The sequence below is a fragment of the Cupriavidus pinatubonensis genome, assembly GCF_019602855.1.
Classification (GTDB): Bacteria; Pseudomonadota; Gammaproteobacteria; order Burkholderiales; family Burkholderiaceae; genus Cupriavidus; species Cupriavidus pinatubonensis.
This window is the reverse complement of the sequence record NZ_CP080767.1, coordinates 1522218-1536082: the sequence shown is the minus strand read 5'-3', so window position 1 is coordinate 1536082 and position 13865 is coordinate 1522218. Positions and strand designations below refer to the sequence as shown.

Here is a 13865-nt window from a genome sequence, read left to right as displayed (position 1 = left end):
GCCGCGGGCGCCGGCGCGATCCGAAACCGCATGAATACGACCCGCCCCCACCCTTCCCTTGCGGCCGATGACTGGACTGCACTGACCGCCGACTCGGCCGAGGCCATCCCGCTTTATGACGTCGATACGATCCGCCGCATCGAGAACGAAGCCTTTGCACGGCTGCCATCGTTCGAACTGATGTCGCGCGCGGGTAGCGCCGCGGCCGAATGGCTGGCCGGGCACGCGCCTGAAGGGATGCTGCTGTTTCTCGCAGGGCCGGGCAACAATGGCGGCGACGCTATGGTTGCGGCAACGCGCCTGCACCAGGCCGGGCGCAAGGTCGAGGTCTGGCTCGCAGGCGATCCTGCGCGCATGCCAGGCGACGCCACGCGAGCGTGGCAGGAAGCCACGGCCGCCGGCGTGCCCATGCAGGCCATGCCCGCAACTGCGGCATGGCCCGAAGGGATGGCGGCGATCGTCGACGGCCTGCTAGGCATCGGCCTGAACCGCGCTGCGAGCGGCAGCATGGCGACATGGATCGAGCGCCTCGCGCAGGCGCCGGCCGCGGTGTTTGCACTCGATATCCCGAGCGGCCTGTTCGCCGATACAGGGGCCGGCGAACCGGCAGTGCGGGCGTGCCGCACGCTCACGTTCCTCGGCGCCAAGCCCGGCCTGCTCACGCTAGATGGGCGCGATTGCGCCGGTGTCGTCGACATCGCGCCGCTTGGGCTGGACTATCCGCCGGCGCAAGGGCCGCGAGCCCTGGTGAATGGGCCAGCCTTGTTCCGGCACGCATTGCCCGCGCGCAGGCACGCCACCAACAAGGGCACATTCGGATCGCTCGCCATCATCGGCGGCAGTTCAGGCATGACCGGCGCCCCGCTGTTGGGCGCGCGCGCGGCGCAATTCCTTGGCGCCGGTAAGGTCCATATCGGCTTTCTTGCGCCGTCTACGCCCGCGGTCGACCCTATCCATCCGGAACTGATGCTCCATCCGCTTGCCGGACTGGCGCTCGACGCCATGTCCGCATTGGTGATCGGTCCCGGCATGGGGACGGACCCCGCCGCATGCAAGGCGCTCGCACAGATCCTCCAAGACGCCGCCCGTGCACCCTCGCCGCCATCGCTGGTGCTGGATGCCGATGCGCTCAACCTGCTCGCGGCCGAGGCCGGGCTGGCCGGCACGCTGACCGCTTCAGTGCTACCGCGCATCATGACGCCGCACCCGCTCGAAGCAGCACGCCTGCTGGGCAGCACCGTCGCGGCCGTACAGTGCGACCGGCTGGCAGCGGCCGAAGCATTGGCGGCGCGATGGCAGGCGATCGTCGTGCTCAAGGGTTCTGGTTCCGTGATTGCCTCCCCCGGCATCGCCGCGAGCACGATCAACCCGACTGGCAATGCGGCGCTTGCGAGTGCCGGGACCGGTGATGTGCTCGCCGGCATGGCCGGCGCGCTGCTGGCGCAGGGAATGCCGCCTGCGGAGGCCGCGCAAGCAGCCGTGTGGATTCATGGACGGGCCGCCGACGTGCTCGTCGCGCAGGGTATGGGCCCGGCAGGGCTGACCGCGAGTGAACTTGCCATCCCCGCGCGTAACGTCTTCAACGCCTTGCTCGCTGGCAAGGCGGGATAGTGCACGCGGCTGTCCCGGTGCAGCAACGGTCGCAATCCCGCCGTACTATCGACACAATCGGACAAAAGCCGACAGGCCCGCGGCCAACGGGTACGCTACCGTTTCATCTCGTAACGATAACGGCACCCGAGAAGCCGTGATCGACACCATACACGCCTTATACTTGCAAAGCCCGGGAAATATCCGGGCCTCGAGCTCCTGAAACGAATCAGTGCCCCGCATGCCCACGAATCTTCACGCCTGGAACGCCCTTCAGCAGCATCACGACGCCATTCGCGATCACCAGATGGCGGATTGGTTTGCCGAGAACGGCGCGGATCGTGTCAGGCAGTTTTCGCTGGAAGCCGCTGGCCTGTACCTGGACTACTCCAAGAACCGAATCACGCCGCAGACCATGCAGCTGTTGCTGCAACTTGCCGATGAGGCCGGCGTACCGGCACGTCGCGATGCGATGTTTGCCGGCGAGCATATCAACGCAACGGAAGACCGGGCGGCGCTACACGTCGCATTGCGTGCCACAGCCGGTGCCGGTTTCAAGGTTGACGGTGTCCCTGTCGTACCGGCTATCCAGAATGTGCTGGTACGCATGCGTGCCTTTTCCGAAGCCGTCCGCAGTGGCGCGTGGACCGGCACGACCGGCGAGCGCATCACCGATGTCGTAAACATCGGCATTGGTGGCTCCGACCTCGGTCCGAAGATGGTATGCCGCGCCCTGTCGCACCTTGCGCACGACGACGGCCACTCGGGCCCGCGCATGCACTTTGTGTCGAACGTCGACGGCACGGAACTCGCCGAAGCGCTTGAACGGCTGGATCCGCGACGCACCCTGATGATCGTCTGCTCGAAGACCTTCACGACGCTGGAGACCATGGCCAACGCGCACAGCGCGCGGCAATGGTATCTGGACAACGGCGTTGCCGAGGATCAGCTCGCCCGGCATTTCGTCGCGGTGTCGACCAATGTGGACGCCGTGCGTGCGTTCGGCATCGACCCGGCCAATATGTTCGAGTTCTGGGACTGGATCGGCGGCCGCTTTTCGCTGTGGTCCTCGGTCGGCCTGTCGACCGCGCTGGCGGTCGGCTTCAATGCCTTCGCGGACCTGCTTGCGGGCGGGCGCGCCATGGACGAGCACTTCCGTACAGCCCCGCTCGAACGCAACATGCCGGTGGTGCTTGGCATGCTCGGCATTTGGTACCGCAACTTCTTCAACCTGCCCACCAGTTGCATGGCGCCCTACTCCACGTCGCTGGAGCTGTTCCCCGCGTTCCTGCAGCAACTGGAAATGGAGAGCAACGGCAAGACGGTGCAGCTCAACGGACGCCGCGTGCGCACGCATACTTCGCCGGTCGTGTGGGGTACCGCGGGCACCAACGGTCAGCATGCGTACTTCCAGATGATCCACCAGGGATCGCAGATCGTACCGGTCGATTTCGTGGCCCCGCTGGTGCCGCCGCGCGAGTTGCCGGGCCATCATGCCAAGCTGCTCGCCAATTGCTTTGCACAGGCCGAAGCGCTGATGCGCGGCCGATCCGCGGAGGAATTGCGCGCCGCCGGCATGACCGACGAGCTGCGCATTGCGCATATGGTCTTCGAGGGCAACCGCCCCAGCAATACGCTACTGATGGAAGACCTGACCCCGCACGTGCTGGGCGCGCTGATCGCGCTCTACGAGCACAGGACGTTCGTGCAGGGCGTGGTCTGGAACATCAACTCATTCGACCAATGGGGCGTGGAACTGGGCAAGATCCTCGCACGTCCGATCGAGTCGGAGCTGAACGGTGCCCAGGCGGGCTCGCACGACGCCTCTACGGCGGCCCTGATCGCACGCGCACGCGGCGTGCTGGCAAGGAACGGCTAGACCTCGGTGGCCATCCACTCGTCGCTGGCCACGCGGCCGGCTTCGATGGTCAGGATGCGGCTGCAACGCGCCGCCACTGAGCGGTCGTGCGTGACCAGTACCAGCGTCGAGCCGGCGTCGCGGTTAAGCTCGAACATCAAGGCGATCACGGCCTCGCCAGTCGAAGTATCGAGGCTGCCCGTGGGCTCATCGGCAAACAAGATATCCGGACGCGTAACGAAGGCGCGGGCAAGCGCCACACGCTGCTGTTCACCGCCCGAAAGCGTACGCGGATAGTGGTTGAGCCGGGCGCCCAGGCCAACGCGCTCCAGCATATCGACTGCGCGCTCCCTGACCCGTTCGGTTTCGCCGCGCAGTTCGAGCGGCAGCATGACATTCTCCAGCGCCGTCAGGTGCCCCACGAGCTGGAACGACTGGAACACGAAACCAACGTGCCTGCCCCGCAGCGCCGCACGCTGATCCTCGTCAAGCGCGAAAAGGTCCTGACCCATGAGGCGCACCGCGCCGTTCGTCGGCAAGTCTAACCCTGCCAGCAAGCCGAGCAACGTGGATTTCCCCGAACCCGATGCGCCCACGATCGCGAGCGTTTCGCCGGCCGTGACGGAAAACGTGACGTCGTGCAGAATCGTCAGCGAACCGGTCGTATCGGCAACGGTCTTTCCCAATGACTCGACGTCGAGGATGGAAGAGGACATGAACAGTTGGATCCGAAGCAGTTGGCACAAGGCGGCACTGGCCGCATGCATGGCCTTCATGGTGACGGCGGCAGGGGCCACCGCGCAGGCGGCACCTGCCGTACTGGTACTTGGCGACAGCCTGTCGGCCGAGTACGGCATTGCACGCGGCTCTGGCTGGGTCAGCCTGCTGCAGCAGCGCTTGCAGAAAGAGCGTCTCGATTATAGCGTCGTCAACGCGAGCATCAGCGGAGAGACCACGATCGGCGGCAAGACGCGATTGCCTGACTTGCTGGCTCGGCATCGGCCGGCCGTGGTGATCGTGGAACTGGGAGCCAATGACGCCTTGCGCGGCCTCTCGCTCCAGGTGACCGAATCGAATTTGCGTACCATCGTTGGCGGTGCCCAGAAAGCCGGCGCGCGCGTGCTGCTGATTGGCATGCGTATCCCGCCTAACTATGGCCAGGACTACACCGAAAAGTTCTTCGCGCTCTATCCGCGACTGGCACAGGAATTCAAGGCGCCGCTGGTACCGTTCTTCCTCGACAAGGTCATCACACGCCAGGACTGGTTCCAGCCCGATCGAATCCATCCAACGGCCGACGCACAGCCAGCCCTGCTGGACACTGTGTGGCCTCACCTCAAGCCCTTGCTCAGGGCCGGCGGCAAAGGCTGACGGCACCTCTGGCCACCAACAACACAAAGAAAAAGCCCCCTGCGGAATTCGCAGGGGGCTTTGTCATTGCACTAAGCGCTATTGCGCAGCCGCTTCGCTGCCGGCCCCGGTGTCCGCCGTGGCAACCGGCTTCAGGATCTTGACCTTCGACCGCGCCTTCAGGCTCTCGTAGTACGCACCAAGCTCGGTCTGGCCGGCCAGTTGCGAGAGCTGTTGCGCCTCTGCCTGGCGCTGGCCCTCATTGGCCTGCTGCGGCTGCGAAATCTTGGTGATGCGATAGACCGCATAGCCGTTCGCACGCAGATCCACACCCACCACCGCGGGCAGCTTCGAGGCATCGGCCCGCATGATGGCTTCCACGGCCTTGGGTTCCATGCCTTCAGCCTTGGCACGCGACACCATCGTGACGGCGCCGAAGCCTTGCGCGCTGTCGCTCTTCTTCAGGGCTTCCACGCGTGCCTCGCCATCCTTGCGAGCGAGCTCCGCGGCCTGCTGGGCGATATAGCCTTCGCGGACCTTGGCCTCGACTTCCTCGAACTTGCGCACGGTCGCCGGGCGGTAGTCCACGATGCGCGCCGCAACCAGCGTGGTCGGACCGACCTGAACAGCCTCCGTGTTGCGCTTGTTCTTGATGGCGTCATCGCTGAATAGCGCCTTGAGGACCTTCTCATTGTTGAGCGGATTGTTTTGGCCCAGCGCCGGATTCGGCTGGCGCGTCACGTTGTCCGCGGTCTGGATCGTCAGCTTGAACTTGTCGGCAGCAGGCTTCAGGCTATCTGCTTGCTCGTACACCATGTTGCCGAAGGCATCGGCATCTTCGGCGTACTTCTTGGCGGCGAACTGCTTGCGCAGCTCGGCTTCAAGCTCGGGCCGCACGGCGTCCAGCGGTTTGGTTTCGGACGGCTTGATGCCCGTCAGCTTGATGATGTGGTAGCCGTAGTCGGTCTCGACCACGTCGCTGATCTGGCCGTCCTTGAGCGCGTACATCGCATCTTCGAACGGCTTGACCAGTGCGCCATGGCCCATGAAGCCGAGATCACCGCCCTTCTCCGCCGAACCCGGATCCTGCGACTGCTTGCGCGCCACGTCGGCAAATGTATCGGGGTGCTTGCGCAGCTCTTCCAGCAGCTTGCCGGCCTTGTCCTTGGCCGCCTGACGCGCCGCCGCCGGGCCATCCTTGGGTGCCGCGATCAGGATATGGCTCGCGCGGCGCTGCTCTTCCGTGCGGAAGCGCGCGATATTGCTGTCGTAGTAGGACTTCAGTTCGTCGGGACTGACGGCCTGGCTTGCTGCCAGTGCATCGCCGGACAGCACGACGTATTCCACCTTGGCCTGCTCGGGCACGGAGAACGCGGACTGGTGGCTCTCGTAGTACGCCTTGAGCGCGGCGGCATCAGGCTGCACCTTGGATGCGTAGTCGGCCGGCTTGAACAACAGGGCCTGAACGTCGCGCTGCTGGTCGCGCACGGCAATCAGGCGGTCCAGCAGAGACTTGGGCACGAAGGCCGTGCCGGCGATCGAAGTGCCCAGTTGCTGCGTGGCGAGGTCAAAGCGCATGCGCGCATCGAACTGCTCCGGCGTCATGCCTTGCGCCGCCAGCAGTTGCACATAGGCCTTGTCGTCGACCGAACCGTCCTGCTTGCGCGGCAGTTGCGCAATCGCCGGAATGCTATTGATTGCCTCGTACAGGCGTGCGTTCGACACCGTCAGGTGTTCGCGCGCCACCTCATTGGCCACCACGCGTTGCAGGATCAGCTGATCCGTCACGTTTTTGCGCAGCATCGGGCCCTCGAACTGGCGCGGATCGTAGCTGGCGCCAAGCATCTGGCGCATGCGCTCGCTTTGTTCACGCACCACGTTGTCCACTTCCTGCACCGTGATCGCGCGGCCGTCGACCTTCGCGACATCGTGCGAGCTGTCCATGAAGCGCGAGTAGCTCTCCACGCCGAAGAACACGAACGACGGAAAGACAAGCACCAGCAGCAGCAAAAGCATCAAGCGCCGGTTATTGCGTACGAAATCAAGCATGCGGACTCGGGTAAGAGGGTTGGCACGAAGTCAAACTCCGCGATTCTAGCAGGAGCCGGGCGCTGCACAGCCATTTGGCGGCCAAGGGCCGCGCCGGAGAAGCCAGAGGCCAAATCCGGTTCGTGGCCTCGCAGACACCGCTTGCGCCCCAAACAAAAATGCCCGCATCAGCGGGCATTTTGGCACTACATGATCTGGCGGAGTGGACGGGACTCGAACCCGCGACCCCCGGCGTGACAGGCCGGTATTCTAACCGACTGAACTACCACTCCTTTGTCGGCTCCCTGAGAGACTTGAGTCCATGCGCGGTGGCTTAGTGGTGGGTGCTGAGGGGTTCGAACCCCCGACCTACGCCTTGTAAGGGCGCCGCTCTACCAACTGAGCTAAGCACCCACTAGACCATCGCAGGCATGGCAGCCTGCAGGGCAATCTCGCTTCGCACGACCCGGCGGTTGCTGCTTGATTGCCGCAGTTTGCGTTGCGAGGCCGCGATTGTAATACGAGAGTTTTCGATTTGCCAAGTACCGAACGCAATAATCTCAACAATCTCGCAGAAGCCACCTCCGGAAAGTAAAACGCCGCGGGTTTCACTCCGCGGCGTTCTCACCTGCTGTGAAGCAGACGGATCAGTGGTGGATCATCTCGACCTTGGACGCCGCCTTGTCCGCCACTTCGGCAGGCTTGGCGTCTTCCTCGGGCAGCGGCTCGGGCTTGCGCTCGAGTGCCAGCTCCAGCACCTTGTCGATCCAGCGGACCGGCACGATCTCGATGGCGTTTTTCACGTTGTCGGGAATCTCGGCGAGATCCTTCACATTTTCCTCAGGGATCAGCACCAGCTTGATACCGCCACGGTGGGCAGCCAGCAGCTTTTCCTTGAGGCCACCGATCGGCAGCACTTCACCGCGCAGTGTGATCTCTCCGGTCATGGCGACATCCGCCCGCACCGGGATACCGGTCAGCACCGACACCAGCGCCGTGGTCATGGCACCGCCAGCCGACGGACCGTCCTTGGGCGTTGCGCCTTCAGGCACGTGGATATGGATGTCACGCTTCTCGAACATCTCATCCGTGATGCCCAGCCGACGCGCCCGCGAACGCACCACCGAACGTGCCGCCTCGACCGACTCCTTCATCACGTCGCCCAGCGAACCAGTACGCGTGATGTTGCCCTTGCCCGGCATGATCGCGGCTTCGATGGTCAGCAGATCGCCGCCCACTTCCGTCCACGCCAGACCGGTCACCTGACCGACCTGGTTTTCCTTGCCGGCCAGGCCGAAGTCGTACTTGCGCACGCCGAGGAACTTGTCGAGGTTCTCCGAATCGACCTTGATCGTGCCCGACTCCTTCTTCAGCAGCAGGAGCTTGACCGCCTTGCGAGCAATCTTGGACACCTCGCGCTCAAGCGAACGCACACCGGCTTCGCGTGTGTAATAGCGAATGATGTCGCGGATCGCCGCATCGGTGACCTCGATCTCGCCAGCCTTCAGACCGTTGTTCTTGATCTGCTTGGGCAGCAGGTATCGCGTCGCGATGTTGAGCTTCTCGTCCTCGGTGTAACCCGACAGGCGGATCACTTCCATACGGTCGAGCAGCGGCGGCGGAATGTTCAGCGAGTTCGACGTCGCCACGAACATTACGTCGGACAGGTCGAAGTCCACTTCGATGTAGTGGTCCTGGAACGTGTGGTTCTGTTCCGGGTCCAGCACTTCAAGCAGCGCCGAAGACGGGTCGCCACGGAAATCCATGCCCATCTTGTCGATTTCGTCGAGCAGGAAGAGCGGATTGCGCACGCCGACCTTCGACAGGCTCTGCAGGATCTTGCCCGGCATCGAACCAATGTAGGTACGGCGGTGACCGCGGATCTCGGCTTCGTCACGCACGCCACCGAGTGCCATGCGCACGAACTTGCGGTTCGTCGCGCGCGCCACCGATTGGCCGAGCGAGGTCTTACCCACGCCGGGAGGCCCGACCAGGCACAGGATCGGAGCCTTGACCTTGTCCACGCGCTGTTGCACGGCAAGATATTCAAGGATACGTTCCTTGACCTTCTCGAGACCGTAGTGGTCTTCATCAAGCACGCGCTCGGCGTTGGCCAGGTCGTTGTTGACCTTGCTCTTCTTGCGCCACGGCAGGTTCACCAGCGTGTCGATGTAGTTGCGCACGACGGTGGCTTCCGCCGACATCGGCGACATCAGCTTGAGCTTCTTGAATTCAGCGTCGGCCTTCTTCTTGGCTTCCTTCGGCATGCGCGCAGCCTTGATGCGCTTGTCGAGTTCTTCCAGGTCGGCGCCCTCTTCGCCTTCGCCGAGTTCCTTCTGGATCGCCTTGACCTGCTCGTTCAGGTAGTACTCGCGCTGGCTCTTTTCCATCTGGCGCTTGACGCGGCCACGGATGCGCTTTTCGACCTGCAGGATGTCGATCTCGCCCTCGAGCTGCGACAGCAGGCTTTCCAGGCGCTCGGTCACATTGACCATTTCCAGGATCTTCTGCTTCTGCTCGAGCTTGATCGGCAGGTGCGCGGCGATCGTGTCGGCCAGGCGGCCTGCCTCATCGATGCCCGACAGCGAGGTCAGGATCTCCGGCGGGATCTTCTTGTTGAGCTTCACGTACTGGTCGAACTGCGACACGATCGCGCGGCGCAGGGCCTCGGTCTCGGCGCTTTCAACCGCTGCGGGTGGCACGGGAACGGCTTCGCACATGAAGTGCGACTCGTCTTCGCTGACCTCGCGGATGTTTGCACGCTGCGTGCCTTCCACCAGCACCTTCACGGTACCGTCGGGCAGCTTCAGCATCTGCAGAATGTTGGCGATGCAGCCGACCTCATACAGGTCGTCGGCGGTCGGTTCGTCTTTGGCGGCAGTCTTCTGCGCCACGAGCATAATGCTCTTGCCCGACTCCATCGCAGTCTCAAGCGCCTTGATGGACTTCGGGCGTCCCACGAACAACGGGATCACCATGTGCGGAAACACCACCACGTCGCGCAAGGGCAACAGTGGGAGGCGAATCGGCTCGGCCGGGAGGAGTTGTGTTCCGGACATCATTTTCCCCAAGTCAGTCATTTAAGGCGTAAATTGGGCCGCCCAAATCGATTACAAGATACCGAGACGAAACCGATTTGGATTGACAGGCTGATGCCGCATCCTGCACTTGCAGGCCCATCTGGAACAGCATACCCGCGTTTCCTCCTCTTCGTCGGTTGAAATAAACAAAAAAAGCCGCTCGCTTCTACGCGAACGGCCTTTCTGGCTGGCTGCCATGGGATTTTGACCTCTTCACCCGGACAGCGCTCGCGTCAGTTGGAGCCTGACACCTTCGGCTGCTGTTCCTCGTACATCAGCAGCGGCGGTGCGTCTCCGTTGATGGTGCTCTCGTCGATGATCACTTTTTGCACGCCCTTGTAGTTCGGCAGGTCGTACATAACGTCCATCAGCGATTGCTCCAGGATGGAACGCAATCCACGCGCACCCGTCTTGCGACGGATCGCCTTGCGCGCGATCGCCGACAGTGCCGCAGGGCGGATTTCCAGTTCCACGCCTTCCATCGCCAGCAGCTTCTGGTACTGCTTGACCAGCGCGTTCTTCGGCTCGATCAGGATCTGCACCAGCGCGGTTTCGTCGAGCTTGGCCAGCGTAGCCACGACCGGCAGGCGGCCGATCAGTTCGGGAATCAGGCCGAACTTGATCAGGTCTTCCGGTTCGGTCTGCGGCAGCACTTCGCTGACTTCGCGTTCTTCCTTGCTTTGCACCTGCGCAGCAAAACCGATGCCAGTCTTGTCCGAGCGCTGCATGATGACCTTCTCGAGGCCATCGAACGCGCCACCGCAAATGAACAGGATGTTCGTGGTGTCGACCTGCAGGAAGTCCTGGTTTGGATGCTTGCGGCCACCTTGCGGCGGCACCGATGCCATGGTGCCTTCGATCAGCTTGAGCAGTGCCTGCTGGACGCCCTCGCCCGAGACATCGCGCGTGATCGACGGGTTGTCCGACTTGCGCGAGATCTTGTCGATTTCGTCGATGTAGACAATACCGCGCTGCGCCTTCTCGACCTCGTAATTGCAGTTCTGCAGCAGCTTCTGGATGATGTTCTCGACATCCTCGCCGACATAGCCTGCTTCGGTCAGCGTGGTCGCGTCCGCGATCACGAACGGCACGTTGAGCAGGCGCGCCAGCGTCTGGGCCAGCAGCGTTTTTCCCGAACCGGTGGGGCCGATCAGCAGGATATTGCTCTTCGAGAGCTCGACGTCGTCCTTCTTGCCGAGGTGCTTGAGGCGCTTGTAATGGTTGTACACCGCCACGGCCAGAATCTTCTTGGCCTGCTCCTGCCCGATCACATACTGGTCCAGGCTTTCGCGGATCTCATGCGGTGTAGGCAGGTCGGAACGGGTGGCCGCAGCCGCATCCTTCTCGGACGCAGTGGCTTCGTCGCGGATGATTTCGTTGCACAGGTCGATGCATTCGTCGCAGATGAACACCGACGGGCCGGCAATCAGCTTCTTCACTTCATGCTGGCTCTTGCCGCAGAAGGAGCAGTAGAGAAGCTTTTCGCTGGATGAACCTTTTTTTTCCGCCATAGGAATCAGTCACTTAGCAGTGTGCGCATTGCGGTACAGGGAGCGCCGCAGGAGTACGCTTCTAACGCATCATACGCCAAAACAATTTGCCCAACCGGCGGGGGTTATCCCGGCCTGTGGGTCAAATGCAAAAAACGAGGCACAAGGCCTCGTTCGGGTGTAGCCTGTGCCGTTTGGCCAGCCGACGTGCCGCCGCGCACAACCTTGCCGCAGCGGCCCGCAGCATCAGCTGCGGCGGGCAATAACCTTGTCGATCAGGCCGTAGTCCACTGCCTGGTCGCCGCTCATGAAGTTGTCGCGATCGGTATCGCGCGCAATCTTCTCGACCGGTTGGCCGGTCACTTCGGACAGGATGCTGTTCAGGCGCTCGCGCAGGTACAGGATCTCCCGGGCCTGGATCTCGATATCGGAAGCCTGGCCACGCGCGCCGCCAAGCGGCTGGTGGATCATGATGCGCGAGTTAGGCAGCGCCGAGCGCTTGCCCTTGGCACCGGCCGCGAGCAGGAACGCGCCCATGCTTGCTGCCATGCCCATGCACAGCGTCTGCACATCGGGCTTGACGAACTGCATCGTGTCGTAGATCGCCAGGCCTGCCGAGACCGAACCGCCCGGCGAGTTGATGTACAGCGAAATATCCTTGTCCGGGTTCTCGCTTTCCAGGAACAGCAATTGCGCCACCACCAGGTTGGCGGTCTGGTCATTGACCTCGCCAACCAGGAACACCACACGCTCCTTCAGCAGGCGCGAATAGATGTCGTAGGCACGCTCGCCCCGGCCGGACTGCTCGACGACCATCGGCACCAGCCCCAGACCCTGGGTTTCCAGCGCCGAAGCCTGCGTGGTGGCGAGACGGTCAAGCAAATCATTGCGGGTCATGCAAGTTCTCCAGGGTATCGTTGGATGGCAAGGAACGCCGGGCTTCACACCCCCGCACTACGGCGCGGGGACTGCGGATCATGCCGGACCTCAGGCTTGCTGTGCGTTGCCTTCGGCGGTCAGTTCCTCGAAGGACACCGACTTGTCGGTGACCTTGGCCTTGTCGCACACGAAATTTACCACGTTGTTTTCGAGCACGTAGGCTTCCATCTCGGCCAGGCGCTGCTGGTCGCCGTAGTACCAGCGCATGACTTCCTTCGGATCTTCGTAGCTCTTGGCGAAGTCCTCGATCTCGGCCTTGATCTGGTCAGCCTTGGCTTCCAGGCCGTGGGCCTTGACGATCTCGGCCAGGATCAGGCCCAGCTTGACGCGGCGCTCGGCCTGCTGTGCGAACATCTCGGCCGGAATCGGCATGTCTTTGGCGTTCGGCATGCCACGCTGCTCGAGGTCGCGGCGGGCCATTTCCACCAGGCGCTCCTGGTCCTGTTCGATCAGGGCCTTCGGCACATCCAGCTCACTCACCTTCAGCAGCGCTTCCATGACCTGATCCTTCAGCATGGCGTGCGTGCGGCGCTTCACTTCGCGCTCGAGGTTTTCGCGGATATCAGCACGCATCTTGTCGACGTTGCCGTCGGCGATGCCCAGCGACTTCGCGAACGCGTCGTTCACTTCCGGCAGGTGCGCCCACTCGATCTTCTTCAGCGTGACGGTGAACTCGGCGGTCTTGCCGGCCACGTCCTTGCCGTGATAGTCGGCCGGGAACGACAGCGGGAAGCTCTTGCTCTCACCGACCTTCAGGCCCAGCGTGGCAGCTTCGAACTCGGGCAGCATGCGGCCTTCGCCGAGCACGAACGGGAAGTCCTCAGCCTTGCCGCCAGCGAATTCCACGCCTTCGATCTTGCCGACGAAGTCCAGCGTCACGCGGTCGCCGTTCTGGGCGGTCACATCGCCGCCGCCGTCACCGTGCTCGCCGGCTTCGCCGCGCACGTGGTAGTGCACGCGCTGTTTGCGCAGGATGTCGATGGTCTTGTCGATCTCGGCATCGGTGATCTCGGTCTTGGTGCGGGTCACTTCCGCGCCAGTCAGGTCGCCCAGCTTGACTTCCGGGTACACCTCGAAGGTGGCGTCGAACGCGACTTCGTCCTCGCCCACGCCTTCGGTCTTGATCTCGAACTTCGGCTGGCCAGCAACCTTGACGTCCTGTTCCTTGGTGATGTCGAAGAACTTGCGGGCAGCTTTGTCGAAGCGCACTTCGAATTCGACTTGCTGGCCGTATTGCTTCTCGACCATCTTCATCGGCACCTTGCCCGGACGGAAGCCCGACATCTTCACCGTCTTCGACAGGCGAACCAGGCGGTCCTGCTTTTCCTTTTCGACTTCGGCCTTGGGAATGGCCAGGGTCACCTTGCGGTCCAGTTTGCCGAGGTTTTCAATGACGTTCGACATGGTCGTGATCCAATCCAGAAATGTAGTTGTGTTCGTAGCGCAATCGCTTGTGCGCCGGCCAGTCCGGCACTGACGCGTGCCCGCGAATTGCAAGCTCCGCGCAAACGGAAAACGAGCATTATCGCA

The 13865-nt window shown here is 62.9% G+C and carries 9 protein-coding genes and 2 tRNA genes; 3 read left to right on the top strand and 8 right to left on the bottom strand.

Annotated features, from left to right (window positions below; all coding sequences use genetic code 11):
• Positions 1-30 precede the first annotated feature (30 nt).
• Positions 31-1611: an NAD(P)H-hydrate dehydratase gene (locus tag K2O51_RS19670; protein ID WP_220631524.1), complete on the top strand. Its 1581-nt coding sequence runs from the start codon at positions 31-33 to the stop codon at positions 1609-1611.
• A gap of 220 nt (positions 1612-1831) precedes the next feature.
• On the top strand, positions 1832-3469 hold the full coding sequence (pgi, locus tag K2O51_RS19665; protein ID WP_011297555.1) for a glucose-6-phosphate isomerase: 1638 nt from the start codon (positions 1832-1834) through the stop codon (positions 3467-3469).
• Here pgi and K2O51_RS19660 read toward each other — a convergent pair.
• Positions 3466-4164: an ABC transporter ATP-binding protein gene (locus K2O51_RS19660; RefSeq protein ID WP_220631523.1), complete on the bottom strand. Its 699-nt coding sequence runs from the start codon at positions 4162-4164 to the stop codon at positions 3466-3468. The two genes, pgi and K2O51_RS19660, sit on opposite strands and share 4 nt — an antisense overlap.
• On the opposite strand from K2O51_RS19660, the gene K2O51_RS19655 reads away from it, so the two are divergent.
• A complete protein-coding gene (locus K2O51_RS19655; RefSeq protein ID WP_041679572.1) occupies positions 4163-4819 on the top strand; it encodes an arylesterase in 657 nt (218 codons plus the stop codon). The genes K2O51_RS19660 and K2O51_RS19655 overlap by 2 nt on opposite strands.
• A 78-nt stretch (positions 4820-4897) precedes the next feature.
• Here K2O51_RS19655 and K2O51_RS19650 read toward each other — a convergent pair whose 3' ends face one another.
• From K2O51_RS19650 to tig, 7 genes are all read right to left on the bottom strand, one after another.
• Positions 4898-6847: a SurA N-terminal domain-containing protein gene (locus K2O51_RS19650; RefSeq protein WP_220631522.1), complete on the bottom strand. Its 1950-nt coding sequence runs from the start codon at positions 6845-6847 to the stop codon at positions 4898-4900.
• 195 nt (positions 6848-7042) lie between these two features.
• Positions 7043-7119: transfer RNA gene (locus tag K2O51_RS19645), tRNA-Asp, on the bottom strand.
• A gap of 45 nt (positions 7120-7164) precedes the next feature.
• Positions 7165-7240 (bottom strand) — tRNA-Val (locus K2O51_RS19640).
• A 233-nt stretch (positions 7241-7473) separates the two neighbouring features.
• Entirely contained in the window at positions 7474-9885 is a 2412-nt protein-coding gene (gene lon, locus K2O51_RS19635) for an endopeptidase La (protein ID WP_011297551.1), read from the bottom strand.
• Between the two features lie 254 nt (positions 9886-10139).
• Positions 10140-11417, bottom strand: coding sequence for an ATP-dependent Clp protease ATP-binding subunit ClpX (gene clpX, locus K2O51_RS19630; RefSeq protein ID WP_140952219.1), 1278 nt, complete (start codon positions 11415-11417; stop codon positions 10140-10142).
• Between the two features lie 225 nt (positions 11418-11642).
• Positions 11643-12293 carry an ATP-dependent Clp endopeptidase proteolytic subunit ClpP gene (gene clpP / locus K2O51_RS19625; protein WP_011297549.1) on the bottom strand — a complete coding sequence of 217 codons (651 nt, stop codon included), beginning with the start codon at positions 12291-12293 and terminating at the stop codon, positions 11643-11645.
• Between the two features lie 90 nt (positions 12294-12383).
• Positions 12384-13739 (bottom strand): trigger factor, encoded by a 1356-nt coding sequence (gene tig / locus K2O51_RS19620; RefSeq protein WP_011297548.1) that lies wholly within the window; start codon positions 13737-13739, stop codon positions 12384-12386.
• Positions 13740-13865 lie beyond the last annotated feature (126 nt).